This is a genomic window from Kribbella sp. NPDC049227 (assembly GCF_043197265.1).
In the GTDB taxonomy this organism is placed as follows: Bacteria; Actinomycetota; Actinomycetes; order Propionibacteriales; family Kribbellaceae; genus Kribbella.
The window spans coordinates 490,437-516,887 of the sequence record NZ_JBICST010000005.1 but is presented as its reverse complement, the minus strand read 5'-3'; the positions used below and the strand labels follow the sequence as shown (position 1 = coordinate 516,887).

Sequence of the window (26,451 nt, the reverse complement as noted above, 5' to 3'; positions counted from 1 at the left end):
CGTCCGCTGAGACCACGTTCAGATATTATGCACTACATAATATCTGCGCAAGACCTCCGGCGACAGGCCGGACGGTCGACCCTTCGGCGGGCAGGATGTGGTGGGTTCGCGACGGAAGGGATGCGTGGGATGAAGGGCAAGTGGGCTGGGCTGCTCGCCTTGCTCGGTGCTGTGTGGATGCTGTTCTTGTTCTTCAACTCCGCCGATGTGAAGTACGACGGGTTCGATGGCGACCCGGTGTCCGTCAAGTGCCCGGCGCTGGGCCGGCTCAGCTCCGAGACGCAGGACCTGGACGAGCCGCTCAGTGAGGCCGAGTCGGACGTGCTCTCGGCGTACATGAACAAGGTCCGTGCGTCGGACGATCCCCCGCAGCTTCAGCAGAAGAGGGAAGTCGACGCGCGGCAGACGATCCTCGCCGACTGTCAGCAAGCCCGCACCGACCGGCTGGCCCTCCTCATCCTGGTCACCTTCGCGACCGGCATCCTCACCTTCGCCCAAGTCCTGCGCTCCCGCCGCAAACCAGAGGACCAGTGACGCCGCGGCGACCGACGGCGGCTGGCGCCATGGTGACGAGGTGGCGGCTGGCGTGGTTGCGAATCACGGCGTGGCTGATCGACTGGCTGTGCGTCCTGGTGCTGGCCGTAGTGCTGGTTCCGATCGGGCTGGTGGTGCGCGGGCTCGACCTGCCGGTCTGGGCGCTCAACCTAGGGTCGTTCCTGCTGCTGGTTCTGCCCGCCACGCTGTGGCTGGCCTGGCGGGAGTCGGCGCGTGGGGCTACACCCGGCAAGCGACTGCGCGGGCTGATGGTGGTGTCGACTGAGACTGGCCGGCGGGTGTCGTTCGGGCGGGCACTGGCCCGGAACGGCCTGAAGGTGACATTGCCGTGGGAGCTCGGGCACACAGTCGCCTATGGGTTCGCCACCGAAGCCGACCCCGGCGGTTGGCTGATCGTCGTGAGCATCGTGCTGTACGCCGTCGTCCTGGTCTGGATCGCAGGCTTGTTCGCCCGCGTATCGCCGTACGACGCGATCGCCGGCACTCGGGTGGTCCTAATGTCTACTGATCTCTCTACTCGTTAGGTTGACCGCTTGTGATTCGCAGACCTAATGCTTAGACTGCCAGCATGTCCGTTATGCCGACGATCGATGCGATGCAGGATGCCGGGTTCCCGATGGGTGGGGAGCCGCTCGCGGCGCTCGATCTCGTGGATACGGCGATCCTGGTCGTCGACCCACCACGCGACCTGCTGTCGGAGCGGCCCGACGCCTGGTGGGAGCTGCAATCGGAGCGGCTCCCGGCCGGCCCCCGCCCACCCGAGGCGGCGGTACTGCGCCTTCGGTCCGCGATCCGCGACCTCTTCGACGCGCATCTGGAAGGCAGAGACCCGCAAGCGACCTCAGTAGCCGACGTCAACGCGTACGCCGCCGCCGTCCCGACGAGCCGACAACTCAAGCAGGGGCCCGACGGACCGGTGGCGGAGACGCGGTGGCACACCGAGCTCGGCGGGAACGCGATCCTCGCCGCGCTCGCCCGCGAGGCGATCGATCTGCTGTCGGACGCCGATCGCCTGGCAACGCTGCGGCGATGCGCGTCTTCGTCGTGCTCGATGCTGTTCCTGGCGGAGAACAAGCGACGGATCTGGTGCTCGAGCGCCGGCTGCGGGAACCGCGCCCGCGCCGCACGGCACTACCACAAGACCCACCGGGGATCCGGAGACGCACGATGACCGCCGCACCGAAGCAGATCACCGGATTCCATGAGGGCGAGTTGGCTGTGCAGGCGCGAGCCGGACTGCGAGAGGCGGCATCGCGTCTGGAAGGCATGCTCGCACCGGTGTCGCTGACAGGCGGCCGGGCCGCGATCCTGGCGTTGCAGTCCTTCGCGGTTCTCGTCGCGCGCGACGAGCAGCACCGGCTGTGGGCTTCCCCGTTGGTCGCCCAGCCAGGGTTCCTCGCGGGTCATGGCCAACTCCTGCTGGTGAAGACCAAGCCCGCACCGGCGGACGCATTGCACAATCTCGCGCCAGACCAGTCAGGCGGCGTACTGGCGATCGACCTCGAGCGTCGGCGGCGAGTCAGAGTCAACGGCTGGATCACCGACGTGGCCGAGAACGGTCTGACCCTGGATGTCCACGAGGCGTTCGGCAACTGCCCGTCGTACATCCAGCCACGACAGATCACGCGCGGGCCGGCGCGGCCGGTCAGCCTGGAGCGCTCAGCGCTGACAGCGCGCGGCGAACTGACGGACGAAGCGCGCCGGATCATCACGACCGTGGACACGTTCTTCCTGGGGACGGAACACCCGACCCGTGGAGCGGATGCCTCTCACAAGGGCGGCTCCCCCGGATTCGTGCAGGTTGAGGGCGCCGACGTGATCTGGCCCGACTACGCGGGTAACAACATGTTCAACAGCATGGGGAACCTCGCCGTCGATCCCACGGCTGCGCTGCTGTTCATCGACTTCGGGAGCGGCGACGTACTCCAGCTCACCGGGAGAGCAACTCTAGAGTGGGCATCTAACGATGCCACGGGCAACGACTTCGCCACTGGTCGCTCGGTCCGTTTCCACGCGGCCGCCGGTGCGCTGTGGCCGTCCGCCATCACCCAGCAGACTGCTTGACCGATTCGATCAGCGCGTACGACGTCTTGGCCGCGGCCTCCGGATCGCCGTCGCGGATCGCCGCCAGCAACTCGAAGTGGGCATCGCGGACCTTGGTGTCCTCGGGGATCGTGGCGGTCTGGTGGATCGAGTCGGTCAGCACTTCGGCAAGAGCGTCGTACAGACGGAGCAACAGCGGGTTGCCGCTGGCCTCCACCACACCTCGATGAAAGCCCGCGTCCGCGGCAACGTAGCCGGCCAGGTCGCCGGCTTCATGCGCAGCGCTGCGCGCCTCGAGTGCCGCGTCCAGCCCGGCGTCTCCATCGGGCAACTGGGCAGCCAGCCGCGCGGCCGCGGCCTCGATGCCGGCCCGTGCATCGAGGACGTGCGTCAGCGACGCCGACAACTCGTCGCGGACGAGAACACCGCTGATCTCATTGGTCGCGCGCACGTACGTGCCGTCGCCGACCCGCGGCTCCAACAGACCGGTCAGGCTCAGCGACCGCAACGCCTCGCGCACGGTCCCCCGGCTGACTCCGAGCTCGACGGCGAGCCGGTTCTCGCCGGGAATCCTGCCCCCCACCGGCCACGTGCCGGACTCGATCAGCCCCCGGAACTGCTCCGAGACCTGCAGCACCAGCGGCACCTGACGCACCGGTCCACTCAGTGACACCGCGACAACCTCCGTTCTCCGCCCAGGTTACAGTGTAAATGTAGGACATCTAGTCAGGAGTGAGGATGTGCTGAAACCGCCGGCCGAGCCGCCGTCCGGACGACGGGCCGCCCTGCTGACCGCGACTGTCTTCCTGGTGGCCCTGTGTCTGCGTCCGGCGCTGACCGCGGTCGGCCCGGTGCTGCCTCAGATCGGTGCCGACGAGCACCTCGGGGAGGGAGCGCTCGGCCTGCTCGGCACGCTGCCGCTCATCGCCTTCGGACTGGCCTCGCCTCTCATTCACCGTCTGTCCCGGCGCCACGGGATGGAGCGGGCCGTGTTCGTCTCGCTGCTCGTCCTCGCTGTCGCGAGCGTCGCCCGGTCCTACACCGGGCTGCCCGGACTGTGGCTCGGCACGATCGTGGTCGGTGCCGCGATCGCGGTCGGCAACGTCCTGGTCCCCGTCATCCTCAAGCGCGACTACGCGGGCAACGTGTCCCGCGCGACCGGGGTGTACACGGCCTTCATCACCGGCGGAGCCGCGATAGCTTCGGTGTCGGCCGTGCCGATCGCGGACGCGGCCGACTGGCGGCTCGCGCTGGCGATCTGGGGAGGTCTGGCCGCGGTCGTCGCCGTGATCTGGCTGCCGAGGCAGTCCGCGTCCGTGCCGATGCCGCCGCCGGACCCCGACGACGGCGCTCCCCCGGTGAGTGTCTGGCGGCAGCCGATGGCCTGGCTGATCACCGCGTTCATGGGCCTGCAGTCGACGAGCTTCTACCTGCTCGTCAACTGGCTGCCCACCATCGAGATCTCGACCGGTGTCTCGGAGCGGACCGCCGGCGTACATCTGTTTCTGTTCCAGTGCTTCGGCCTCGTCGGCGGCCTGGCGATTCCCCGGCTGCTGAAGCATCCGACCGATCAACGCGCCGGCACGATCACGGCCAGCGTTCCGATCCTTGTTGCCCTGCTCGGAATCCTGCTGGCACCTGGTCTGATCGTCGCCTGGGTCGTCCTCGCCGGGCTTGGCCAGGGCGCCGCACTGGTCGCCGCGCTCTCCCTCATCAGCATCCGTGGCCGCAGCCACCACGAGTCGACCCAGCTGTCCGGTATGGCGCAGGCCGTCGGCTATCTCCTCGCGGCCACCGGCCCGGTCATCGCCGGCTCCCTCGCCGAACGCACCGGCAACTGGGACGCAACGCTCGTCCTGTTCGCGACCCTGGCCGCCGTACAGGTCGTCATCGGCATCATCGTCGGCCGCGACACCCGTACGGCGTGACGACTCGAAGGCCCGGGTTACCCACCCGGGCCTTCGAGTACGTCGGTCAGCGCACGGGGACCAGGTCGAGGACGGTCTGGTCGACCGAGTTGCCCGCCTTGTCCGTGATCGCGGCACGGACCGACAGGGTGTGCCCGGGCAGCAACGACCACGGGGCGACGATCGTCCGGTAGCCGTCCTTGGTGCGGACCAGCGGCGCCGGCGTCCAGTGCTTGCCGCGGTCGGTCGAGATCCACAGCCGAGCCGACTTGACCGGTGCGGTCGCCGCACGGTCCTGGGCTCCGACCCGCAGGTCGAACACCATCGGCCGCCCGGCGGGCGCACTGCCGTCCAGAGCAACGTACGGGTCGTAGTCGAGCCTCAGCATCGACGGCCGGATCGGGTTCGCCCACTCCGCCGGTGGCGTGGCCGTGAACTCCCAGGTGGTCTTCGCCTCCGTGGAGCTCGAGAACTGATCCGTCTTCCAGCTGTGCTCCAGCCGGTAGCGCGCCGTACCGCTGGGGACCTGGAAGAAGCCCGACGTGTTCTTCTGCTCTCCGAGCTTGACGCCGTTGCGATAGAGCGCGAGGCGGACGTCGTTGATCAGCGCGGTGTCGACGATCCCCAGGTGGCCGGGATCAGCCACTCCGACCTGGATGTTGAAGTCCCCGTTGAAGATCTCGCCGATGGTCAGCTGCGGATGCATCGCCGTACCGAAGACCGAGCGCGCCTTCTCGCCGGGCTTGTAGGTCCGCTCCGGGTTGTCGCAGACACCGGCGATACCGGTGGCCGGTGAATCCAGACACTGCCACCACTCGATCCCAGGGCCCGCGGACAGCATCTCCACGCGCTGGGAGGGAGTCTTGACGGTCTGCCAGAGCTCTCCACCGAAGGAGGTCACCGAGCTTCGGACTCCGCGCCCGAGGTCCGACGTACCGCCGCCCCAGACGCTGCCGAAGGTCGTGTCGACCCGGGCCATCGCGCGGACGGCCTTGCGGTCGAGGTTCTTGGCCAACGGCACGGTGAATCGGTTCGCGCTCTGGTAGACCTGGTACAGGTCTGGTGCGTCGTGGCCGGCCTTCTTCGTCGAGTCCAGCCGCCAGCGGGTGACGGCTTCGACGATCCCGTGCTTCGGCGCCCCGGTGGGTTGCACGTAGATCTTGCCGGCGGCAATGTCCGCGACCGACGGATACATCTCCTCCGCCTGCCACTTCGCCGGATCCGACCCGCGCAGAGCGGTGACCCCGGCCTCGGTCGCCTTGGTCGGCTGCCCCTCGACCACGGGCATGTTCAGGCGCACCGTCTTCCGGGCGTCCAACGTGAAGTCGGTGTCCTTCGCGACTGTGAAGTCGGTACCGCCGGTCATCGCGACGGTGTCGCCGGTGGTCACGAAGGTCCACATGCTCCACTCGCCTGGCGAGATCCGGCGGGTACTGCGGCCCTGGTCGTCGAGCACGAACTGCGCGAAGTCGCCGTTGCTGCCGTTGAACGCGTTGACCCACCCGCCGGACACGGCCTTGCCGTCGCGGTCGAGTACCCGGACCGACACGTCGTACGCCGGCGGCTCGTCGTAGGCGTTCAGGGCGAGGCGCAGGAGTTCCTTGCCGTCGGCACCGAGCAGGTCGATCGAGCCTTGCCACATGGCGTCGGCGACGGTCGCCGGGTCCAGGGTGACGGTCATGCTCGCCGTACCGCCGGCCGGAACCGTCAGCTTGGCCGGGGACACGACGACGGCCGCGTCGGGTGCCGTCGTGGTCTGGCCCGACAACACCTCGTGGTCGGCGGCCGTGACTGCCACCGGCTCGCTGCCCGGATTGGTCAGCGTGACGGTGCGGGTCTGCGGGGCGTCATCGGGGTGGCGGATCGCGCCGAAGTCGACGACGCCGACGTCGGCGGACAGGCTGTTCGAGGTCGCGGTGGCGAGGTTCAGCCGCCCGCTGCCGGACCACGAGGTGTACGTACCGGTGTCGTCCACGGCGCTGCTCAAGCGTGCCTTGAGCTGCTGCCAGGTCAGGTCGGGGTGCTGCTGGAGCAGCAGGGCCGCCGATCCGGTCACCTGTGGCGTCGCTTGGGACGTCCCGGAGTACGCGACGTACAGGTCGCCGTCGCGGGCACCGGCCCGGGCGCCCAGGATGTTCACGCCCGGCGCGGACACCTCTGGCTTCTGCACGTACGACCAGGTCGGTCCCTCGCTCGAGAACTGCGCCTTGTGGTCGGTGGCATCGACCGCACCGACGGTGAGGGCGGACGCGGCGGTCCCCGGCGACTCGATCGAGAACGGGGTGGGGAGGAACGACCCGCTGTTGCCGGCAGCAACTACGAACAGAGCGCCGGTCTTGTCGGTCAGCCGGTTGACCGCGTCGGCCATCAGGTCGTCGCCGAAGCGCGGCGCCCAACCGCCCAGGCTGACGTTCACCAGGTCCGGGTGCTGGTCGGCCGCCCACTCCAGTCCGGCGATGACCCCGGACTCGGTGCCCTCGTTCGCGGCGTTGATGACCTTGCTGGAAACGAGTTCGACACCGGGCGCAACGCCCTGCCGGGCGCCGTCCGATCCCGCGCCGTTCCCGGCGACCAGCGACGCCACGTGGGTCCCGTGGCCGAGGTCGTCCTGGGTGCCTTCGCCGGTGAAGTCGGCGGTGGCCGTCACCTTCCCGGACAGGGCCGGGTGATCCGCGTCGATGCCCGAGTCCACGATCGCGACCTTGACGCCACGCCCGTCGAGTCCGCGGTCCCAGGCGGCCGGTGCCTTGATCTGGTCCAGGTAGCCGTCCCGCGCCGCGGCCTCGACCGCTGTCGTCGACTCGCCGTGCACGGCCGCGTCGAGCCAGATCTTGGCCGGCCCGGCCGCCCTCGCCGTGGCCAGCGATGCACCGAACGTCGTCGTCCGGGACTTCTCGATCCGGCCGGCCGTCGCATCCACACTGGGCAGTTCGCGGGTCGCGGTGAACCCGTTGCTCGCCATCGTGCGCTCACCAGCACCCTGGCGCACGATCACCGGGAGGTCAGCGCGGTGCGCGTCGTCGTACTTCATCTCGACCAGACCGCTCACGTCGAACAGCGCGGGATCGAGTACGTCGGGCACCAGCGTCGCGACGTCATGCGGTACGACGTTGATCCGGCCGTGGTCGTTGCGAACGGAGAACCCGTTGGTCCCGCTCTTTCCGTCGCGGGACCGGACGTCGACGCGGGGCGTCCCGCTCTTGTCCGGGGTCAGGGTGACGCGGTCACCGGTCAGCAGGGTGACAGTGGCCGGGCCGGTCAGCACCGGCGCGGCGCCCGAGGGTGCTCCAGGCGGTGGTTTGGCGGCGGACGCGAGGCCCGGGACGGTCACCGCGGACAGCAGCAACGCGCCGGTGAGCAGCAGCGCCGTCCGGGTCGGAAGTGGTTTCGACAAGGCCACGAGGGCTCCATCCTTGCTCCGGGCACCGATCTGGTGCGTCCTGATGCACCTGTCGTATCCGATCGCTCACCACTCCGGCCACGGACCACCGTGACAAGTCCCGGACATGACGGAAACCGGTCAAGCCGTCGGACGGCCGGGCTGGGCGTCGATCCAGGCGCGGAGGCGGCGGGCGTGGCGGGCCATCAGGTCGGGCTGGGCGAGGGTGGAGGCCAGGACAGCGGCGCCTTCGTAGGCGGCGACCAGGTCGATGGCCAGGTCGCGGGCATCGCGGCGTACCAACTGCTGGAACTGTCGTTCGGCCCAGCTGGTGAGGAGCTCCATCAGGTGGGTGGCGAGAGGGTTCGTGCCGTCGGGGCGCTTGGAGAGTTCGGTGGCCAGGGTGCCGTAGGGGCAGCCGTAGAGAGCGGTCTCATCGGCCCGGTCGGCGAGCATGTCGACGAGGGCCTTGAGTCGCGTCTTCGGGGTGCGGTGGCGGGCCTCCAGCTCGGCGAGGGTCGCTTCCAGTTGCTCCGCGCGGGCCTGGACGACGGCGCCGACGATCTCCTCCTTCGTCTTGAAGTAGTAGTACACGTTCCCCAGCGGTACGTCGGCCGCCTCCGCGATGTGCGCCAGCGTCGTCGGCGCCACTCCCTGGCGGTACACCATCTCCGCCGCGGCGGCCACCAACCGCTCTCTTTTCCCCGCTCGCGTCTGGCTCATGTCCCCGAGTATAAGAAACTGTCGGAGGCGAGTTCTAGGTTAGTTACCTAACTAACTCGCCGGTCGGCAGGGACCGGTCCGATGGAAGGAGACAACCATGCAACGCACCGCCGTCAACCCGTGGAACTGGTCCGTCGGCCTGGGCTTCGACCAGGCCCAGCTCGTGGAGAACCGCGGCCGTGAGCTCATCTGCAGCGCCCAGGACTCCGTCGACGCCAACGGCAACGCGCAGCATCCGGGTGACATGGCAGCCCAGCTCCGGCTGGCGCTCGACAACCTCGAAGCGGTCCTGTCCGGTGCCGACATGACCGTGGCCAACGTGGTCCGGCTCAACATCTACACCACCGACGTCGGCGAGCTGCTCCAGCAGTTCGGCGTCCTGGCCGAGCGGTTCGGTGACACCCCCGACCGCTTCGCCAGCACGGTCCTTGGCGTCGCGACCCTGGCCGGCCCGGACCTCCTGGTCGCTCTGGAGGCCACCGCAATGGACTAGCGCGAGAGGTCCAGGAGTTCCAGTACGCCGTTGACGTGAGCCTCGGCCTGGGCCCGTGAGGGCGGAGCGTCCAGGCCGAGGAGGCGGCGCCGGTGGGGCTCGCCGAGGAGGAGGGTGAAGAGCTCCTCGGGGCACGGGACGAGGTCACTCAAGGCGTCGATGTAGCGCTGCGGGCCGGCCGTGTAGAACCCTGTGGCCAGATCCGGGAACTGGTGCGCCTCGGCGATCACCATCCGGTGCAGGCCGACGGCGACGTCCGAGTGCAGGGTGATGACGAGCCGGACGGCCAGCGCCTCGAGAGCGTTCGCACCGGGCGTCCGGACCTGCCGGTCGAGCGGCTCGGCCTCGGGCAGGACTTCGCGGTTCAACCGGGCGACCGCGGCGGTGAAGACCTCGGTCTTGTCGCCGACGTAGCCGTAGATCGTCCGCTTGGTGACCTGCGCCTCCGTCGCCAGCCGGTCCAGCGAGACACCGCCGTACCCGTGCCGGAGGAACAGCCGGACGGCCGTGTCCAGGATGTCCTCCCGCCGCTGCTCGCGTTCGGACTCGGTCGGCCGTCCACGTTTGCGTGGACCACCGTCGGCAGCTCTGGTCATGGCGTTATCCTCCTTCATGAGAGAATGACACGATCTAGTATCATTATCCTCGTGAGGAGAGCCGACACGATGTCCGCACCGCCCGGCCTGCTGGGCCACTACCGGCAGATGCTGCTGATCCGGCGTTTCGAGGAGCGGGCCGCCCGGGCCTACACCGAAGCCAAGATCGGCGGCTACTGCCACCTGAACCTCGGCGAGGAGGCGACGGTCGTCGGGTTGATGAGTGCACTCGACCCGAGCGACTACGTCTTCACGAACTACCGCGAGCACGGCTACGCCATCGCGCGCGGCATCGACCCCGGCCGCGTCATGGCCGAGCTCTACGGCCGGAGCGACGGCGTGTCCAAGGGCTGGGGCGGCTCCATGCACCTGTTCGACGCCCAGGCCCGGCTGCTCGGCGGGTACGGGATCGTCGGCGGCCAGTTGCCGCTGGCAACCGGGGCGGCGCTGGCGATCGCCTACCGCGGCGGGCAGGAGGTGGTGATGTGCCACCTGGGCGACGGTACGACGAACATCGGCGCCTTCCACGAATCGCTGAACCTGGCCGCGCTGTGGAAACTCCCCATCGTGTTCGCGGTGGTGAACAACCAGCTCGGCATGGGCACCACCGTCGAGATGTCCTCTGCCGAACCCGAGCTGCACAAGCGCGCCGCGGCCTACCGGATGTACGGCGAACGCGTCGACGGCAACGATGTCGTCGCCGTACGGGATGCCGCCGTCCGCGCGGTCGCGATGGCGCGTGAAGGGCGGCCGGTGCTGCTGGAGGCTGTCAGCGGGCGGCTGCGTGGGCATTCGGTGGTCGATCCGGCGGCGTACCGCTCGAAGGAAGAGGTGGCTGCGCTCAGGGCCGCGGACCCTGTGCTCGCGTTGGGCGATCAGCTGCGCGATGCCGGGACGTTGAGCGCCGAGGAGCAGGAGCAGTTGGAGCAGTCTGTCGCGGAGGAGGTCGGTGCGGCGGTCGCGTTCGCGGACGCCAGTGCGCCACCGGACGTGAAGACGCTCTTCGACTACAACTACGCGACGCCGGTGCCGAACGATCCCAAGCGACTGCCGGGGCAGCCTCTCTTCGCGGTGGCCGGCGCATGACCGTGATGTCCTACCGGCAGGCGATCAACGAGACCCTGCGCGCCGAGATGCAGCGCGACGACCGCGTGTTCCTGATCGGCGAGGAGATCGGCGTCTTCGAGGGGTCCTACAAGATCACCGCGGGGTTGCTCGAGGAGTTCGGCGAGCAACGCGTGCGGGACACGCCGATCTCGGAGGAAGGGTTCACCGGCGCCGCGATCGGTGCGGCGATGCTCGGGCTCCGGCCTGTGGTCGAGTTGATGACGATCAACTTCTCGTTGCTCGCGCTCGACCAGATCGTCAACCATGCGGCGAAGATCCACGGCATGTTCGGGGGTCAGCGCAGTGTTCCGATGGTGATCCGGACTCCTGGTGGTGGCGGCCAGCAACTCGGCGCCACGCACTCGCAGAACGTCGAGCTGTACTACGCCTTCGTACCGGGATTGAAAGTCGTTGCCCCGAGCAACCCAGCTGATGCCAAGGCGCTGCTGCTCGCGGCGATCCGCGACGACGATCCGGTGCTGTTTCTGGAGAATCTCTCGCTGTACAACACGAGGGGCGACGTACCGGACGACGATGTACCGGCCGAGATCGGGCGTGCGGCGGTGACCAGACCCGGCAGTGACCTCACGGTGATCGGCTACTCGCGGATGGCGTCGCTTGGCCTGGCCGTGGCGGAGGAACTGGCTGCTCGCGAGGGGATTGATGCCGAGGTCATCGATCTGCGCAGTCTGCGTCCGCTGGATCGGGAGACGATCGTCCGGTCGGTCCGCAAGACGCACGCGGCGGTGGTGCTGGAGGACGACTGGCTGACGTACGGGATCGGCGCGGAGATCGCGGCGACGATCTCGGACGGTGCGTTCGACCAGCTTGACGCACCGGTACGCCGGGTTGCGATGGCCGAAGTCCCGCTTCCGTACGCCAAGAGCCTGGAGAGCGCTGCCCTGCCCTCGGCGGGCGATGTCGAGACGGCGATCAGACAGACCCTGGCCGCGGTCGGCCGGCTGCGCTGAGAGGAGACACCATGAGCACGATTCTGATGCCGCGTCTGTCGGACACGATGGAGACCGGCGTCGTCGTCACCTGGCACAAGCAGACTGGCGAAATGGTCGAGGCCGGCGAGATCCTGGCCGACATCGAAACCGACAAGGCCGTGATGGAGTACGAGGCCTACGAGTCCGGCGTCCTCGGCCGAATCCTTGTCGCCGAAGGCGAGGAAGCCGCCATCGGCCAGCCAATCGCCATCCTCGGCGACGAAGACCCTGAAGACGACGCGGCCGCACCGGACGACGCAGCGGCGTCCCGATCGTCCGCGCCGACGCCTGCACCGGCCGCGCAGTCAAGCCCCGTCGAGGATGGGGCACAGTCCTCAGTCGCGGGCCCGGCGATCGAGCGGATGCCCGCTTCTCCCCTGGCGCGGCGGGATGCTGTGGAACTCGGGGTGGACCTGACCCAGGTTGCCGGGACCGGACCTGGTGGTCGGATCATCCGCGCGGATGTCCGCGCCGCCGCCGAGACACTCCAACCGACAGAGACAGCTGAGTCGGCACCAGCCGTCTCCCAGGAACAGAGCCCCGGCGAGGAGGTCCCGCTCAGCTTGCTGCGCAGGACGAGCGGGAAGCGCCTGGCCGACAGCGTCCGGACCGCGCCGCACTTCTACCTGACCGCGAGCGCCGACCTCGAGAACCTCGTCGACCTGCGGTTCGAGCTCAACGCACAACTGACGCAGGCCGGACGGCAGAAGGTCAGCATCAACGACCTCGTCATCCGCGCCTGTGCACTGACCCTCCGCCACCACCCGGACGTCAACTCGTCGCTGTCCGGCGACAACCTCCTACACCATCACGACATCAACATCGGCGTAGCAGTCGCGATCGACGACGGACTGCTGGTCCCCGTCATTCGCAACGCCGACCACAAGTCGGTCGGCGTGATCGCCGAGGAGTCCGCGTCCCTCGCCGTACGCGCAAGGGAGCGCCGACTGACGAGCGACGAGATGGCCGGCGGGACGTTCACCATCAGCAACCTCGGGATGTACGGCGTCGAGCAGTTCACCGCCATCATCAATCCCCCGCAGGCCGCGATCCTCGCGGTCGGCGCCTCCCGCCGCGAGGCCGTCGTGCTCGACGACGGATCCCTGGCCGCGCGCACCCGAATGCGCTACACCCTCTCCGCCGACCACCGAATCCTCAACGGCGCGGACGGAGCCCGCTTCCTCGCCGACCTCACCAAACTCCTGGAGAACCCCTGGCTCATCGTCGCCTGAGACAACCCAGACCAGTGGTGTACGGATCGACAGGTAGTGCACCTGCGAGACACCGTATGCAGAACGCACGCACGCTCAGCCGCACTACCTGCCGACCCGACACCTCCTGTTGATCTGCACGCCACCACCCCACCCAGGACAGCCGGATCCCACCTGCCTAACGCACGTTCAGGATGTATTCGGTCAGGGTTGGGTGGGGAGGGAACGCGGTCCGGGTCTGCCGGCCGGTGGGCTGCCAGCCGAGCTTCTCGTAGAAGCGCCGGGCCCGAGTGTTCTCGGTGAAGACCCGCAGCCGCAGTGTCCCGAGCGTGGACGGAAAGGTGGCGAGCAGAGCGTCGTGCAGGTACGTCGCCAGCCCCGAACCCCAGGTATCGACGGCGGTGCCGAAGTGGAAGACCTCGTCATTCCGGCGGGCTGCGAATCCGGTGATCCGTTCGTCCTGATCACACGAGACGTAGACCGCGATCGACGGATCGGCGAGCTCGACCGCCCAGCGGTCCAGGATGTCGGCGCGTGGGAACGGATGCGTCTCCTGCGGGAAGATGTGACCCAGTCCTTCCACCGCGCCGCGTTCCTGGAGCGTCACCAGCTCGGGCAGGTCGGACTCGTGTGCCTCGCGGAAGACCCAATCCATGCCGTCAGTGTCCCGGGCCGATGCCGGCGGTGCTTTCGCGGACCACCAAGGTGAAGGGTGCTTGGAGGCGGACCGGGTCCTGGCCCGGCTGCTGGTCGCGGAGGGCCTGCAGGGACAGCCGAGCGATGGCGACGCGGTCCGGTGCGACGGTGGTCAATGTCGGGAGGGTGGCGAGGTCGTACGGAATGTCGTCGAAGCCGACGACGGCGACCTGCTGTGGCACCTTCAGCCCGCGCAGCACCAGGGCCCGGATCGCGCCCATCGCCAACCAGTCGGTGCCCGCGAAGATCGCGTCCGGGGCGGGATGGCCGGCGTCCAGCCAGCGACCGAGAGTCAGCTCGGCGTCCTCACCGCGGACGCCTCCGGCCGGGAGCACTATGTCCTCGTCGACGCCGATACCCGCCGCCACCAGGGCATCGCGATAGCCGTTGATCCGATCGTCGGCGACCCCCGGGCCGGGCGCCAGCGCCATCACACGGCGCCGCCCGAGTCCCAGCAGATGGTCGGTCGCCGCTCGCCCGGCTTCCCGGTTGTCGATCCCGACATGGTCGGCCAGGTGGTCCTCACCGGCCTTCTCTCCCAGCAGCACCAGCGGAAGCGCGGGATCACGCCGCTGCACGTCCTCCGGACTCAGACTCAACGGGCTCATGATGATCCCGTCGAGGCGCGCCGGATGGCGGTCCGTGAGCAGACCCAACTCGGCCTCGCGGCGGCCGCCGGTCTGGTGGAACTGCACGATCCAGCCGAAGGTCTCCGCCTCGTCGAGCATCCGCGCCGCGAGCGAGGCGAAGTACGGGCGATCGAGCTGGGGCACCGCGAACGCGATCACCCCGCTGCGGCCCTGGGCCAGATTCCGGGCGGCGATGTTCGGCCGGTAACCGAGCTTGTCGATCGCGGCGAGGACTCGCAGCCTGGTCGCCTCCCGGACGTGTTCCGACCCGTTGACGACGTTCGACACCGTCTTCATCGACACGCCGGCCGCCTCGGCGACGTCGATCAAACGAGGCCTCATGGGTGGTAAGGATCTCACTTCAACCCGGTGTGTGCCATTCCGGCCAGGATCCGCCGCTGGAACACCACGAACACCACCACGACCGGGACCAGCGTGACCACACTCATCGCGAACAGCGCCCCCCACTCCGAGCTGCCGGTCGCGTCGAGGAACCCGCGCAAGGCCACCGGAACCGTCAGTTTCGTCCGTGTCGACAAGTAGATCAGCTGGCTGAAGAAGTTGTTCCAGGTCCAGATGAAGGAGAAGATCGCGGTCGTCACCAGCGCCGGGGTCAGCAGCGGCAGGATGATCCGCCGGTAGATACCCCACGCCCCGCACCCGTCGATCCGGGCGGCGTCGTCCAGCTCGACCGGGATCGACCGGATGAACTGCACCATCAGGAACACGAAGAACGCGTCGGTGGCCAGGAAACTCGGCACGATCATCGGCCAGAACGTGTCGATCCAGTTGAGGTTGCGGAAGATCGAGTACTGCGCGATCAGCGTGACATGACCGGGCAGCATGATCGTGGCCAGCATCAGCGCGAACAGCGTCTTGCGCCCGATGAACTTGAGCCGCGCGAAGGCGTACGCCGTGAGCGAGCAGGTCAGCACGTTCCCGATCACGACCGCGGTGCAGATGATCAGCGAGTTGGCGATGTACACCCCGAAGTCGACGCCGGTCGAGTGCCAGCCCAGCGCATAGTTGCCCAGCGTCGGATGCTCGGGCACCAGGCCGGCATCCTTGAAGATCTCGGTGTTCGGCCGCAGCGACGCGGTGATCATCCACAGCAGCGGATACAGCATGATCAGCGCGCCGGCGGTCAGACCGACGTGTGCGAAGACGCGGCGAGTTCTCATCGGCGGACCCCTTCGTCTCCGTAGAACACCCAGGTGCGGCCGAGGACGAAGTTCAGGCCGGTGAACACCGCGATGATCAGCAGCAGGACCCAGGCCATCGCGGCGGCGTACCCCATCCGGAAGTTGCCGAACGCCTGCTGGTACAGGTAGAGCGTGTAGAACAGCGTCGAGTCCGACGGGCCGCCCTTGCCGCCGCTGATGATGTACGCCGGGGTGAACGCCTGGAACGCACCGATGATCTGCAACACCAGGTTGAAGAACACGACCGGCGACAGCAGCGGCAGCGTGACCCGCCAGAACCGCTGCCACTTGTTCGCGCCGTCCATCTCGGCCGCTTCCATCACGTCCTCCGGGATCTGCCGCAGCCCGGCCAGGAAGATGACCATCGGAGCGCCGAACTGCCACACCCGCAGAACGATCAGCGTCCACAGCGCCGTACCCGGCTCGGAGATCCAGCCGTGTCCTTCGATGCCGAACAGGCCGAGCACGTGGTTGAGCAGACCGTCGCTGCCGAAGATCTGCTGCCAGAGCAGGGCGATCGCGACACTGCCTCCGAGCAGGCTCGGCACGTAGTACAGAGCGCGGTAGACCGCGAGACCACGCAAACCACGGTTGAGCAGTACGGCGATCGCGAGGGCGAAGGTCATCTCCAGCGGCACCGACACCGCGACGTACAGGAACGTCACCCGGAGCGAATGCAGGTAGCGGGCGTCGTGGAACAGCGCCGTGTAGTTGTGCAGTCCGGTCCAGGCCGGGGTGTTGAACAGCGCATAGTCGGTGAACGAGTAGTACAGCGACAACACCATCGGGCCGACGGTCAGACCGAGTACGCCGATCAGCCAGGGCAACAGGAACAGATAGCCCGGGACGCTTTGGCGCAGACGCGTTCCGAACGAGTCGGCAGCGGATCGGCTCACTGGCCCAGCGTCTTCCCCGCCAGCTCGACGAATTCACTCGCGCCGGAGGCGGGGGTGGCCTTGCCGAAGCCGATGTTCTCGGCGATGCGCCCGAAGCCGGTGAGCATTTCGCCGTACCCCTTCGGCCAGGGCCGCGGCGACGGACCGACCTTGCCGGCGATGTCCTCGACGTACGCGATGGCCCGGGCACCGGCGGAGTCGGCGTCGGCCGAGACCACGTCGCGCGCCTTCTTCGACGGCGGTACGCCGAGCAGGATGCCGATGGTCTTGATCGCGGTCTCGTCGTTGAGCAGGAACCCGATCAGCTTCGCGGCGTCCTCGGGGTGCTTGCTCGCGGCCGAGACGCACCACAGGTCGAGGGCCTTGATGAACTGGCCCTTGAGGTCGCCGGCCTTGTCCTGGGGTACCGGGAGCACGGTCAACGGGCTCTTGACCAGTGGCTGGTAGAAGGTGACCTGCTGCACCCAGCCGAACTGCAGCGGCGCCTTCCCGGTCGCCACCAGGGACTTCTCGATCGCGGTCGTCTCGCCGCTGACGTTCTGCGGCGGCGCCGCCTTGGCCGCCCGCAGGTCCGCCCAGTACTGGAACCACTCCTGGATCGTGTCCTTGCTGGTCGTCAGCTTCGAACCATCCTCGGCGAACAGCTCGGTCCCGTGCTGACGGGCGAACACCTCGAACAACTGGAAGTTGCTTGCCTGGTCGCTGGACCCGAACGTGCCCTGCACCGATCCCGAATAGTCCTTCGCGAACTCGGCGAACGCGTCCCACGTCCACCCCTGCTTGGGGACGCTGCCGCCGGCCTTCTTGACAGCAGCCTCGTCGAGGTACATGGCATAGCTGATCGAGCTCTGCCCGATCCCGAAGTTCTTGCCGTCCGCGGTGCCGCTGCCGGCCACGTCCGGGTCCAGTCCAGAGGTGTCGATGCCGAGTGATCCGAGGTCCTTGAGGGCGCCGCGACCGGCGTAGTCACTGAAGTAGCTCATCGACATCCGCAGTACGTCGGGCGCGTTGTTGCCGGAGGTCTGCGTGGCCAGCTTGTCCCAGTAGTCGTCGAAGGGCGCGCTCTCCGGGGCGAAGTCGGCGCCACCGTTGGACTTCCACGCGTCCAGTGCCTTGTTGATGGCCTTGGTCACGGGGTCGGGCCCGTACCACGCGACCCGCATCGGTCCCGACTTCGCGGAGCAGCCGGGCAGCATGGTGGCGGCGGCCGTGGCGGCACCGAGACCCAGCAGGGTACGGCGGCTGAAGGTGGACGGATTCATGTCAGTTCTCCCTGCTCGTCGGCGTGGTGGAGTGGGCCCAGCGCCAGTTGTGGTCAAGGCGAAGCGGGACGTAGACGCCGGTCGGCAGGTCGTCGGTGAGTCGTGCCTGCCAACGGGCCAGTTGGTGCAGCAGCCGGGCGCGGACGGCCAGGTGCTGTTCGTCCTCGAAGAGGTTGTCCAGCTCGGCCGGATCGGTGTCGAGGTCGTACAGCTCGCCGGCGAGATCGGCGTGGACGATGAGCTTCCATCGGCCGCTGCGCAGCATGCGCGCCGACCCGGACTGGGTGACCGTGTTGAGTTCGTCGAACGTCGGGCCGTCGTACGAGAAGTGCAGCGGTGGGCGGTCGGTGACGTCGCGGGCGCGTCCGCCGAATCCCTGCTCGGCGATGATGCTGCCGAACTCGGCCTCGGGCGCCTCCTCGCCGTGGGCCAGCGGCAGCAGGCTCCGGCCCTGGACGCCCTCGGGCAGAGGCTGACCGACCGCCGCACAGATGGTCGGCAGAATGTCGACAATCGACACCGGCTCGTCGCGCCGCTGAGTCGCGACACCGTCCCCCGCGATGATCAACGGAATCCGCATCAGGAATTCCGAGAGCCCAGCGCCCTTGCGCTGCAGGCCGTACTCGCCGACGTAGTCGCCGTGGTCGGCCAGCACGATCGTCAACCGCGGGCGCGTCCGCTGGGCGAGACCCTCGTGCAGCCGCTCGATCTGGTCGTCCAGCAGTCGCAGCATCCCGAGGTAGTTGGCGGCGTACCGGCGCCAGCCCGCGTCATACCCGGGCCGCTTCTCCTCCTGCAGCCGGCGCAGCCACGCGTAGCTGCCGCCCTTGGCTTCGGCGCCTTCCGGACCGGTGATCCGGTCCGGAACATCGTCGGGCGCGACCATCGAGAAGTACGGCTCCGGCACCTGGTACGGGTTGTGCGGCTCGGGATACGACACCCAGAAGAGCCCCGGCTTGTCCGGATCGGCAGCGTCCACTGCGGCCAGAGCGTCAGTGGTGATCCGGTACGGCAGTTGGCACCGCAGCTCGTACGGCGTGGGCTCCTCGGAGACACCGTGGTCGAGTCGCTCGAGCCACCTGTCGAAGGCCTTCTCCTGCTCGTCGCGCTCCGGACCGTGGGTGTGGAAGTAGGGACCGTTGTAGGTGTCGAAGTCGTCAGCGCCTCGCGGCATGTGGGGCTTGCCGGCGAAGTGCAACTGGTACTCCGCCGCCCGCAGTACGTCGAGGAGGTCGCCGGCGAACCGGGCGTGCGCCGGTGTGCTGTTCTGCCGGACCTGGTGGGCGCTGGGAAAGCGTCCGGTCAGCAGGCTGGTGCGGGCCGGGACGCAGGCGGGCGCAGAGGTGTAGGCCTGGGTGAAGTCGGTTCCGGCGGCCGCCAGCCGGTCGACGAAGGGCATGGTGTCGACCGGGTAGCCGCTCCGGCGGGTGAAGCCGGCGCGTTGCTGGTCGGTCATCACGATGACGATGTCGGGGCGCATTCCCTGGTCTCTCCTGGTGGGCCGGCGGCAGGTTGTACAGCGCTGTAATACAGCGCTGCAAAGATTGGCGTACGCCGCCTGCCCGCGTCAAGGGCCGACAGTGATGGCCACGATTCGGTAAGGAGGTTGCTTAACCGGTCGGCGCGATGGTCGACTAGGCGCGTGACGGCAACGGAAGGCCCGGTCTCGGGAGTGCAGCAGGATGCCGGGTTGTCGTACCGGACCCTGATCTGGCTTGCGGTGGCGACGTTCTCGATGGGGATCGACGGCTACGTGCTGGCCGGGTTGCTGCCCGCCGTCGCCGGCGATCTGGAGGTGAGCGCGGCAGCCGCAGGGCAGTTGGTCTCGGTGTTCGCACTGACCTCGGCGCTCGCGGCTCCGGTACTCGGGACCGTCACCAGCCGATGGGAGCGGCGGAGGACGATCACGGTGTCGCTGGCGGTGTTCGTGCTCGGCAACCTGGTGGTCGGTCTCGCGCCCAACTACGCGACCGCGCTCGGCGGCCGCGTGATGGCCGCGCTCGGTGGAGCGCTGCTCAACGCCGCCGTCACCGGGTACGTGATCGCACTCGCGCCACCGCAGCACCGCGGCAAGGCGCTCTCGTTCGTGCTCGGTGGCTGGATGACCGCGACCGCGCTCGGCGTACCGGTCGGCCTGGCGCTCGGCCAGACCAGCTGGCGATTCCCGATGATCCTGGTCGCCGTGGTCGGCACGATCGCGCTGGCCGGAATCATGCTCAAGCTCCCGCGCTTGCACCTGCCGGCCGGGACGCTGGCCGAGCGTCTGCGTCCGCTCGGCCAGCCGCGGCTCTTGGCGGGGCTGCTCGTCACGACCGGCATCCTGTGCAGCAGCTACACCTGCTTCACCTACGCCACGCTGATCTTCGCTCCGACCTTCCGGCTCGACTGGATGATCATCGTGATCATGTTCGGGTACGGCGTGGCGAGCATGCTCGGCAACGCGGTCACCGGCCGACTGACCGACCGCTTCACGCCGCTGCGCGTCCTGACCGTCGTACTGATCGGGCTGCTGCTGAACTCGGTGCTGGGGATGCTGACCTTCCTGACCGTGCCGCTCGCGGTAACCGCGGTCACCGGCCTGGTGTGGTTCTTCGCCGCGGGCGTCGGCAACGGCGGAGCCGCCGTACCTCAGCAGGCACGGCTCGCGGCCCTCGCCCCGAACTCGGCTGCCATCGTGATGGCCCTGAACGGCAGCGCCATCTCGCTCGGTTCCGCCCTCGGCAGCGGCCTCGGCGGCGTCTCACTGGCCGCCGGCACCTCGCCGTACGGCCTGCTCGGCATCGCAGCCATCATCCTGGCGATCACGCTCACCCTCCACCTGCTCGTCGCGAGGGCCAAGGCCTAGCCACTCAGGACTCGTCGATGCCGGCCGTGTCCAGGCGACGCATGGTCGCCTCGTCGAGGTGGAGGTCCACGGCCGCGAGCTGCTCGTCCAGCTGGGCGACGGTTCCGGCCGCGCTGACCGGGATCACCGCGGGGTCGCTCTGCATCATCCAGGCGAGGACGACCTGGTTCGCGGTGGCGCCGATCTCGGCTGCGATCTGATTCAGGACCTCGAGGCGGGCGGCGCTCGTGGGGTGGTCGTAGCCGCGTTCGAACGGCCGGTCAGCGCGGGTGTAGGCGCCGCGCAGCAAGGGCTTGTAGCCCAGCAGGGTGAACTCCGGCTCGGATTTCGCGTAGTCGATCAGCTCGGGCGTGACCACGTCGAACCCGGTCCGCTCGGGCCGCGGCCACAGGTACGTGTGAAGTTGCTGAACGCAACTGTATGCCGGAACGCCGGCGGCACGCGCCAGCTCGCGGGCACGCTCGATCCGCCAGACCGGGGTGTTGCTGCACCCGATGGCGCCGACCACGCCCTCCTTGACCAAGGCCCCGAACTCACCGACCGTCTCGGCCGGCTCCGGCTCGCGGTCGTCCCAGTGGGCGTAGTACAGGTCGATGCGGTCGACGCCGAGCCGTTCGAGGCTGCCGTGCACCGCACGACGTACCGCCTTGCCGGACAGACCTTCCCAGTTCTCCATCGCCGGATCGCCGGGCACCCTCGTCGCGTGCGCGCCGGCCTTGGTGGCGACGACGACCTGGTCCCGTACTCCGCGGCTGCGGATCCACCGGCCGATCACGACCTCGCTCTCGCCGCCGAAACCGTTGTCGGCCCACTGGTCGTAGCAGTTGGCCGTGTCGATGAACGTCCCACCGGCTTCGAGGAACCGATCCAGCAACGCGAACGCCGTGCTCTCGTCCGTCCTGGTCCCGAACGGGATCGTCCCGAGACAGAACTCGCTGACCTCCACTCGGCCGTCGCGGTCACCCAGCCACCGTGTGCGCATCACAACTCCCGAACGAGGCGGGCCCTTCCCACCACCGGCGCCCAACGTACGGCCGGATCGGCCGGAATCCGCGGCCAATCAGCCGGCGGATTCGCAGACCAATCCGCAGGTCCGGGCCAACGATCCGATCGCCGCATCGACATCGCCGTCGGCCAGATTGCCGTAGCCGAGCACGATTCCGTCCGAATCGTCGCCGGGCCGGACCTGGTACCGGCTCAGCGCGACGAGCCGGATCCCGGTACGCCGTGCAGCCGCCACCACCTGACCTGCCACGAGCTCGTCCGGCAGCCGGGCGATCAGGTGCAGCCCGGCCGCCGCTCCGTCGACCGACCAGCTCGGCAGGTCCCGGCGTACCGCTGCGACGACTTGCTCACGCCGGCTCTGATAGCGCCGGCGCAGTGCCCGCAGCTGACGGTCGTAGGCACCCGCGCGCAGCAGTTCCGCGAAGGTGGCCTGGTCGAACGTCGACGGACCCGGACCGATCGATCGGGTCAGCGCCTTCCGCCACGGCCCGCGAATGACGTACCAGCCGAGGCCGATGGCCGGGGACAACGTCTTGCTGACGGAGCCGAGCAGGACGACCTGCTCGGGCGCCATGCCCTGCAGAGTGGCCACCGGACTGCGGTCGTACCGGAACTCGGCGTCGTAGTCGTCCTCCAGAATCAAGGCGTTCGTGCGCTGGGCCCAGTCGATCAGTTCCAGCCGCCGGCCCGGCGAGAGTACGACGCCTGTCGGGAACTGATGCGCGGAAGTCACCACCACGGCACGCAGGTCCTGCTGCCGTGTGAGTACCTCGACGCGGAGACCTTCGGAGTCGACGGGCACCGGCACGGCCTGTACGCCGGACGCTTCGATCACGTCGCGAAGCCGGGTCCAGCCCGGATCCTCGACCCCGATGCGGTCGACACCGGCGGCCCGCAGATCCCCACAGAGCTGGGCGACGGCGGCACGCACCCCACTGCGGATCACCACATCGCCCGCTGCGGCGACGGCTCCCCGGCTGCGCTGCAGATAGTCGGCCAGCAACTCGCGCAGGGGCAAGTACCCGGCCGCATCCGGATGGCCGAGGTCGGCGGTCGGCAACGCGCGCGCGGCTTCGCGCGCTGCCTCTCCCCAGCGGGTGCGCGGGAACGCACGCAGATCGGGAATGCCCGGCGTCAGGTCGAAGCGGTACGTGCTGCTCCTGTCGACCTCAGCAGTCCTCGGGACGGCTCCCGTCGTACGACCTGACCAGCTGACCCAGGTCCCCGAGCCGACCCGCGTGGACAGATAGCCCTCGGTGACAAGCTGGCCGTACGCCTGAGTGACGGCCCACCGGGAACAGCCGAGCTGTTCGGCCAGTTCACGACTCGGCGGCAACACCGAGTCGTGAATCAGACGGCCCGACCTGATCGCACCGCGAAGGCCGCGCTCCAACTGCCGGTGCAGCGGGCCTTCGCCGTCCAGCACCAGCGCGGTCGTCCAGGCTGTCTGGGTTGTCACCGACGTCAGCGGTTGAAGCCCGAGAGCAGGTTGTACGGATACACCGACGGCTTCTCGCTGACCTCGGTCAGGCGAGCGAGTTGCTCTGCGTCGAGCGACCAGCCGGCCGCACCGATGTTGTCGGTGTAGTGCTCGAGGGTGCGCGGACCGATGATCGGTGCGGTGACAGGCTCGGTCTGGATGAGCCAGCGCAGCGCGACCTGCGCGACGCTGCGACCGGTGTCCGCCGCGATTGCTTGCAGCGCGTCCAGGACGTTCCACGTCCGGTCGTTGTCGTAGTAGTCCCAGGCCTCGTACAGCCCTTGCTTGGCGGCCTCCGCGACCCGGCTCCCCTCCGGCGGCGCCTCCATGCCCCGGTGGAACCGGCCGGCCAGCCAGCCCGCGCGCAGCGGACTCCACGGCATCACACCCAGTCCCTCGTTGCGGCAGATGGCGAGCAGTTCCCACTCGGCTTCGCGGTCGAGCAGGTTGTAGAGCGGCTGCAGTGCGGTGTACCCGTTGATCCCGGCCTGCTTCGCCACGTCCACAGCCTTCTGGAGCTGCCAGCCGGTGACGTTGCTGGCGCCCAGGTACCGAACCTTGCCCGACGACACCAGTACGTCGAGCGTCGACAGCGTCTCCTCGATCGGTGTCGCCGTGTCCCACACGTGGGTGTAGTACAGGTCGATGTAGTCGGTGCCCAGCCGGCGCAGGCTGGCGTCCACCCCGGCGAGGATGTGCTTGCGGCTGAGGCCGTCGTCGTTCGGGCCGTCGCCCATGCTGCCGTAGACCTTGGTGGCGATCACCAGGGAGTCGCGGTCGCGGCCCTTGAGCCAGCGGCCGAGCACGGCCTCCGACTCACCGGCGTTGTACACGTCGGCGGTGTCGATGAACGTGCCGCCGGCCTCGACGAACTCGTCCAGGATGCGCACGCTGGTCTGCTCGTCCGCCGGGCCACCGAAGTGCATCGCGCCCAGGCACACCTCGCTGACCTTCAGGCCGGTCCGGCCCAGATTGCGGTACTCCATCGTCGTGTCCCTTCGTTGCGGCAGCCGGATCCGCTATCCGTGATCGACGCTGACCACGATCTTGCCGACCTGACTGTTGGATTCCATGTGCTCGTGAGCCCGAACGATCTGCTCCAGCGGGAACACTCGATCGACCACCGGGCGGAACGTGCCCGCCAGCAGGCCCGACGAAACAAAAGCCGTTGCCCGGAGCAACCGCTGCGGATCGCGGGTGATCTCGTGCACCGTGTAGGTGCGCAGATTCAGCGCCGGCATGCCCAGATCGAACCCCGGGTACGGCGTCGGTTGCCCGCTCTGCGCGCCCCAGAGGAACAACGTACCGCCGGAGGCGACCACGCGCGCGAGATTTACGACCTCCGGCCCGGCCACCGCGTCGAACACGTACTCCGCGCCGCGGCCCGCGGTCAGGTCGAGCACGCGCCCGGCCACGTCTTCCTCGTCCGAGACGATCACCTCGGCCGCGCCCTCGTCGAGCAGTCTCTGCCGCTTGGCCCGGGTCCGCGTGACGACCAACGGCGTGGCGCCGACGCGGTTCGCGGTCTGGATCGCCGCGAGACCGACGCTGCTGGACGCCGCGTTGAGTACGACGGTCTCCCCCGCGCGCAGTCCGGCGATCTCGACCATCGCGCCGTACGCCGTGAGGTACGGCATCCACACGGCCGCGCCGGCGACGGCATCGATGCCGTCAGGCCGACTCACCAACGCACTCGCGGGGACGATCGCCTGCTCGGCGTACACGCCGTAGTCGTTCTGCGAGAACGCCGGGATCACGCTGACGGCCTGGCCGAGCGCGAATCCGGTGACGTCCGGGCCGATCGCCTCGATCACGCCCGCCGCCTCGGCGCCGAGCCGGGACGGGAACTGCTTCACCGGCTCGATGTACTGGTCACGGCGGAACAGCACCTCGGCCCGGTTGATCCCGATCGCGTCCACCCGGACCCGCACCTCACCGGGACCCGGCTCGCCCGGATCGACGTCGTCCAGCCGCAGCACCTCCGGCCCACCGGCTTGGTGGAACCGCACGGTCCTCGCCATGCCATCACCTCCCGCTCGGATAAGTTTGATCACCGTCAAACTTTGCGATGATCATACTATTGGCCTCATGGGACGTACGCCGCAGCACCCGGAGGTCTCCGACTTCGACGTCCAGCGGGTGCTGGAAGCCTTGGTCGACCCGGTCCGCCGCAGCATCGTCACGCAACTCGACGCGCTCGGCGCTGACATCAAGTGCGGGGGCTTCGACCTGCCGGTCGGCAAGGCGACCGCCACCCACCACTTCGGCGTCCTGCGCGAGGCCGGCCTGATCCGCCAGTACTACGTCGGCACCTTGCGGATGAACTCCCTCCGCCGCGCCGACCTGGACCAGGCCTTCCCCGGCCTCCTCGACGCGATCCTCGCCGCCCAGAAACAGCCGGCCTGACCGGCTGATCACAACCACCCCGCGCGGGCCGCGTACAGCCCGGCCTGGAATCTCGTGTCGGCGCCCAGGGCCGACATCAGCGTGGCAATCCGCCGCCTGGTGGTGCGATGGCTCCAGCCGAGGTGGTGCGCGATGGCCTCGTCCTTCAGCCCGCTCGCCAACAGGGCCAGGACCCGCCGGTCGTTCTCGCTCGGTTCAGCCTCGCCTTCCTGCTCGGTCGAGCGCAACGACCCCGCCGCGGTCAGCGGGGTGGCCTCCGCCCACAGCTGGTCGAAGACGAAGAGCAGGACGTCGAGCAGGCTGCACGGGTGCACCACGATCGCGCCGGCGATATCCCGCTGCGCGATCGACTGCGGGATGAAGGCCACCTTGCGATCGAAGGTGGCCAGCTTCAGCGGCAGTTCCGAGGTGACCCGGGCCTGCTCGCCGGCGGCGACGTACCGCAGGATCGCGGTCACCGCGTTCGGCGACTGTTCCAGCGCGGCCCGGGCGTAGATCGCCCGGCAGGTCACCCCTCTGGCCAGCACCTCGAACTCCGCGTCGTTCGTGATCGGCCCCGCGTCTCCGGCGTACGGCGGGGTGTCGAGCACCTGCACCTCCTCCATCGCCCCGCGCTGCAGCTGGTCGAAGCGGCTCAGGACCGTGTCGGCCCCGGTGACCACCTCGATCAGCTCGGTCGGCCCGGCGTTGCCGCCGGACCGGAACTCCGGGACCCAGGACGCGGCCAGCGCCCGGATCCGCTCCAGCTCGGACTCCTGCCGGCGGACCAGCGCCTCGATCGCGGCATCCGGTGCCACCGGCAACAATCGGGGCGTCGGCAGCGGTGACCGGCTGACCAGACCCGATTGCTCCAGCACGGTGACCGCGCGACGGACCCGGCCGGCCGGCGAACCGATCCGGTCCGCCAGCCCGGTCACCGTGAGTCCCGGCGAGCGCAGCAGGATCCGGTAGGCCCGCTCCTCGAACTCCCCGACGCCGAGGATGGCCAGGTTCGCCGCCGCATCCGTCCATGGTGGGTGCACGT

Annotated in this window: 26 protein-coding genes; 11 read left to right on the top strand and 15 right to left on the bottom strand. The window is 68.8% G+C overall.

Translation table 11 applies throughout. From position 1 onward, the window contains the following. Window positions 1-129: 129 nt before the first annotated feature. Genes ACGFH6_RS24730 through ACGFH6_RS24715 form a run of 4 tightly spaced genes read left to right on the top strand, consistent with a single transcriptional unit; the run spans window position 130 to window position 2,619 of the window. Entirely contained in the window at window positions 130-534 is a 405-nt protein-coding gene (locus tag ACGFH6_RS24730) for a hypothetical protein (protein WP_393388035.1), read from the top strand. A gap of 29 nt (window positions 535-563) precedes the next feature. Further along, window positions 564-1,079 (top strand): RDD family protein, encoded by a 516-nt coding sequence (locus ACGFH6_RS24725; protein WP_393388032.1) that lies wholly within the window; start codon window positions 564-566, stop codon window positions 1,077-1,079. Between the two features lie 44 nt (window positions 1,080-1,123). Then, window positions 1,124-1,726: a CGNR zinc finger domain-containing protein gene (locus tag ACGFH6_RS24720; protein WP_393388029.1), complete on the top strand. Its 603-nt coding sequence runs from the start codon at window positions 1,124-1,126 to the stop codon at window positions 1,724-1,726. Further along, complete coding sequence (locus ACGFH6_RS24715) at window positions 1,723-2,619, top strand: pyridoxamine 5'-phosphate oxidase family protein (protein ID WP_393388026.1); 897 nt, start codon at window positions 1,723-1,725, stop codon at window positions 2,617-2,619. The genes ACGFH6_RS24720 and ACGFH6_RS24715 overlap by 4 nt, the downstream gene beginning before the upstream one ends. Here the strand turns inward: ACGFH6_RS24715 and ACGFH6_RS24710 are convergent. After that, window positions 2,600-3,271, bottom strand: a complete 672-nt coding sequence (locus ACGFH6_RS24710) for a FadR/GntR family transcriptional regulator (protein ID WP_393388022.1) — start codon at window positions 3,269-3,271, stop codon at window positions 2,600-2,602. The two genes, ACGFH6_RS24715 and ACGFH6_RS24710, sit on opposite strands and share 20 nt — an antisense overlap. A gap of 67 nt (window positions 3,272-3,338) precedes the next feature. On the opposite strand from ACGFH6_RS24710, the gene ACGFH6_RS24705 reads away from it, so the two are divergent. Continuing rightward, a complete protein-coding gene (locus tag ACGFH6_RS24705; protein ID WP_393388019.1) occupies window positions 3,339-4,526 on the top strand; it encodes an MFS transporter in 1,188 nt (395 codons plus the stop codon). A 46-nt stretch (window positions 4,527-4,572) separates the two neighbouring features. Here ACGFH6_RS24705 and ACGFH6_RS24700 read toward each other — a convergent pair whose 3' ends face one another. Further along, on the bottom strand, window positions 4,573-7,905 hold the full coding sequence (locus ACGFH6_RS24700) for a S8 family serine peptidase (protein ID WP_393388016.1): 3,333 nt from the start codon (window positions 7,903-7,905) through the stop codon (window positions 4,573-4,575). Window positions 7,906-8,025: 120 nt separating this feature from the next. Beyond that, window positions 8,026-8,607 carry a TetR/AcrR family transcriptional regulator gene (locus tag ACGFH6_RS24695; protein WP_393388013.1) on the bottom strand — a complete coding sequence of 194 codons (582 nt, stop codon included), beginning with the start codon at window positions 8,605-8,607 and terminating at the stop codon, window positions 8,026-8,028. Between the two features lie 97 nt (window positions 8,608-8,704). On the opposite strand from ACGFH6_RS24695, the gene ACGFH6_RS24690 reads away from it, so the two are divergent. After that, window positions 8,705-9,100 carry a RidA family protein gene (locus tag ACGFH6_RS24690; RefSeq protein ID WP_393388010.1) on the top strand — a complete coding sequence of 132 codons (396 nt, stop codon included), beginning with the start codon at window positions 8,705-8,707 and terminating at the stop codon, window positions 9,098-9,100. Here ACGFH6_RS24690 and ACGFH6_RS24685 read toward each other — a convergent pair. Next, window positions 9,097-9,696, bottom strand: coding sequence for a TetR/AcrR family transcriptional regulator (locus ACGFH6_RS24685; RefSeq protein ID WP_393388007.1), 600 nt, complete (start codon window positions 9,694-9,696; stop codon window positions 9,097-9,099). The two genes, ACGFH6_RS24690 and ACGFH6_RS24685, sit on opposite strands and share 4 nt — an antisense overlap. Window positions 9,697-9,747: 51 nt before the next feature. On the opposite strand from ACGFH6_RS24685, the gene pdhA reads away from it, so the two are divergent. Genes pdhA through ACGFH6_RS24670 form a run of 3 tightly spaced genes read left to right on the top strand, consistent with a single transcriptional unit; the run spans window position 9,748 to window position 13,027 of the window. Then, window positions 9,748-10,782 carry a pyruvate dehydrogenase (acetyl-transferring) E1 component subunit alpha gene (gene pdhA / locus ACGFH6_RS24680; protein WP_393388005.1) on the top strand — a complete coding sequence of 345 codons (1,035 nt, stop codon included), beginning with the start codon at window positions 9,748-9,750 and terminating at the stop codon, window positions 10,780-10,782. Beyond that, window positions 10,779-11,774 carry an alpha-ketoacid dehydrogenase subunit beta gene (locus tag ACGFH6_RS24675; RefSeq protein WP_393388003.1) on the top strand — a complete coding sequence of 332 codons (996 nt, stop codon included), beginning with the start codon at window positions 10,779-10,781 and terminating at the stop codon, window positions 11,772-11,774. The genes pdhA and ACGFH6_RS24675 overlap by 4 nt, the downstream gene beginning before the upstream one ends. A gap of 11 nt (window positions 11,775-11,785) precedes the next feature. After that, window positions 11,786-13,027 (top strand): dihydrolipoamide acetyltransferase family protein, encoded by a 1,242-nt coding sequence (locus ACGFH6_RS24670; RefSeq protein WP_393388000.1) that lies wholly within the window; start codon window positions 11,786-11,788, stop codon window positions 13,025-13,027. 157 nt (window positions 13,028-13,184) lie between these two features. Here the strand turns inward: ACGFH6_RS24670 and ACGFH6_RS24665 are convergent, their stop codons facing one another. From ACGFH6_RS24665 to ACGFH6_RS24640, 6 genes are read right to left on the bottom strand one after another with little or no spacing between them, the layout of a single operon-like run. Continuing rightward, entirely contained in the window at window positions 13,185-13,661 is a 477-nt protein-coding gene (locus ACGFH6_RS24665; RefSeq protein ID WP_393387997.1) for a GNAT family N-acetyltransferase, read from the bottom strand. A 4-nt stretch (window positions 13,662-13,665) separates the two neighbouring features. After that, window positions 13,666-14,673, bottom strand: a complete 1,008-nt coding sequence (locus ACGFH6_RS24660) for a LacI family DNA-binding transcriptional regulator (protein WP_393387996.1) — start codon at window positions 14,671-14,673, stop codon at window positions 13,666-13,668. A gap of 14 nt (window positions 14,674-14,687) precedes the next feature. After that, complete coding sequence (locus ACGFH6_RS24655) at window positions 14,688-15,512, bottom strand: carbohydrate ABC transporter permease (RefSeq protein WP_393387993.1); 825 nt, start codon at window positions 15,510-15,512, stop codon at window positions 14,688-14,690. Further along, a complete protein-coding gene (locus ACGFH6_RS24650) occupies window positions 15,509-16,429 on the bottom strand; it encodes a carbohydrate ABC transporter permease (protein ID WP_393387991.1) in 921 nt (306 codons plus the stop codon). Before ACGFH6_RS24650 ends, ACGFH6_RS24655 begins: the two co-directional genes overlap by 4 nt. Beyond that, a complete protein-coding gene (locus tag ACGFH6_RS24645) occupies window positions 16,426-17,691 on the bottom strand; it encodes an ABC transporter substrate-binding protein (RefSeq protein ID WP_393387988.1) in 1,266 nt (421 codons plus the stop codon). Before ACGFH6_RS24645 ends, ACGFH6_RS24650 begins: the two co-directional genes overlap by 4 nt. A gap of 1 nt (window position 17,692) precedes the next feature. Continuing rightward, a complete protein-coding gene (locus ACGFH6_RS24640; protein ID WP_393387985.1) occupies window positions 17,693-19,171 on the bottom strand; it encodes a sulfatase-like hydrolase/transferase in 1,479 nt (492 codons plus the stop codon). A gap of 162 nt (window positions 19,172-19,333) precedes the next feature. Between ACGFH6_RS24640 and ACGFH6_RS24635 the strand changes: the two genes are divergently transcribed. Next, window positions 19,334-20,536: an MFS transporter gene (locus ACGFH6_RS24635; protein WP_393387982.1), complete on the top strand. Its 1,203-nt coding sequence runs from the start codon at window positions 19,334-19,336 to the stop codon at window positions 20,534-20,536. A 4-nt stretch (window positions 20,537-20,540) separates the two neighbouring features. Here the strand turns inward: ACGFH6_RS24635 and ACGFH6_RS24630 are convergent, their stop codons facing one another. From ACGFH6_RS24630 to ACGFH6_RS24615, 4 genes are all read right to left on the bottom strand, one after another. Further along, on the bottom strand, window positions 20,541-21,518 hold the full coding sequence (locus ACGFH6_RS24630) for an aldo/keto reductase (RefSeq protein ID WP_393387979.1): 978 nt from the start codon (window positions 21,516-21,518) through the stop codon (window positions 20,541-20,543). A 78-nt stretch (window positions 21,519-21,596) separates the two neighbouring features. Further along, window positions 21,597-23,000 carry a PLP-dependent aminotransferase family protein gene (locus tag ACGFH6_RS24625; protein WP_393387976.1) on the bottom strand — a complete coding sequence of 468 codons (1,404 nt, stop codon included), beginning with the start codon at window positions 22,998-23,000 and terminating at the stop codon, window positions 21,597-21,599. A gap of 5 nt (window positions 23,001-23,005) precedes the next feature. After that, window positions 23,006-24,007: an aldo/keto reductase gene (locus ACGFH6_RS24620; RefSeq protein ID WP_393387973.1), complete on the bottom strand. Its 1,002-nt coding sequence runs from the start codon at window positions 24,005-24,007 to the stop codon at window positions 23,006-23,008. A gap of 33 nt (window positions 24,008-24,040) precedes the next feature. Next, the gene (locus ACGFH6_RS24615) at window positions 24,041-25,042 is read right to left on the bottom strand and encodes a zinc-dependent alcohol dehydrogenase family protein (RefSeq protein WP_393387970.1); all 1,002 of its coding nucleotides are present in this window, start codon (window positions 25,040-25,042) and stop codon (window positions 24,041-24,043) included. Window positions 25,043-25,109: 67 nt separating this feature from the next. On the opposite strand from ACGFH6_RS24615, the gene ACGFH6_RS24610 reads away from it, so the two are divergent. Continuing rightward, on the top strand, window positions 25,110-25,427 hold the full coding sequence (locus ACGFH6_RS24610; RefSeq protein WP_131517352.1) for a helix-turn-helix transcriptional regulator: 318 nt from the start codon (window positions 25,110-25,112) through the stop codon (window positions 25,425-25,427). A gap of 8 nt (window positions 25,428-25,435) precedes the next feature. Here ACGFH6_RS24610 and ACGFH6_RS24605 read toward each other — a convergent pair whose 3' ends face one another. Further along, on the bottom strand, window positions 25,436-26,449 hold the full coding sequence (locus ACGFH6_RS24605) for a winged helix-turn-helix transcriptional regulator (protein WP_393387967.1): 1,014 nt from the start codon (window positions 26,447-26,449) through the stop codon (window positions 25,436-25,438). Window positions 26,450-26,451 lie beyond the last annotated feature (2 nt).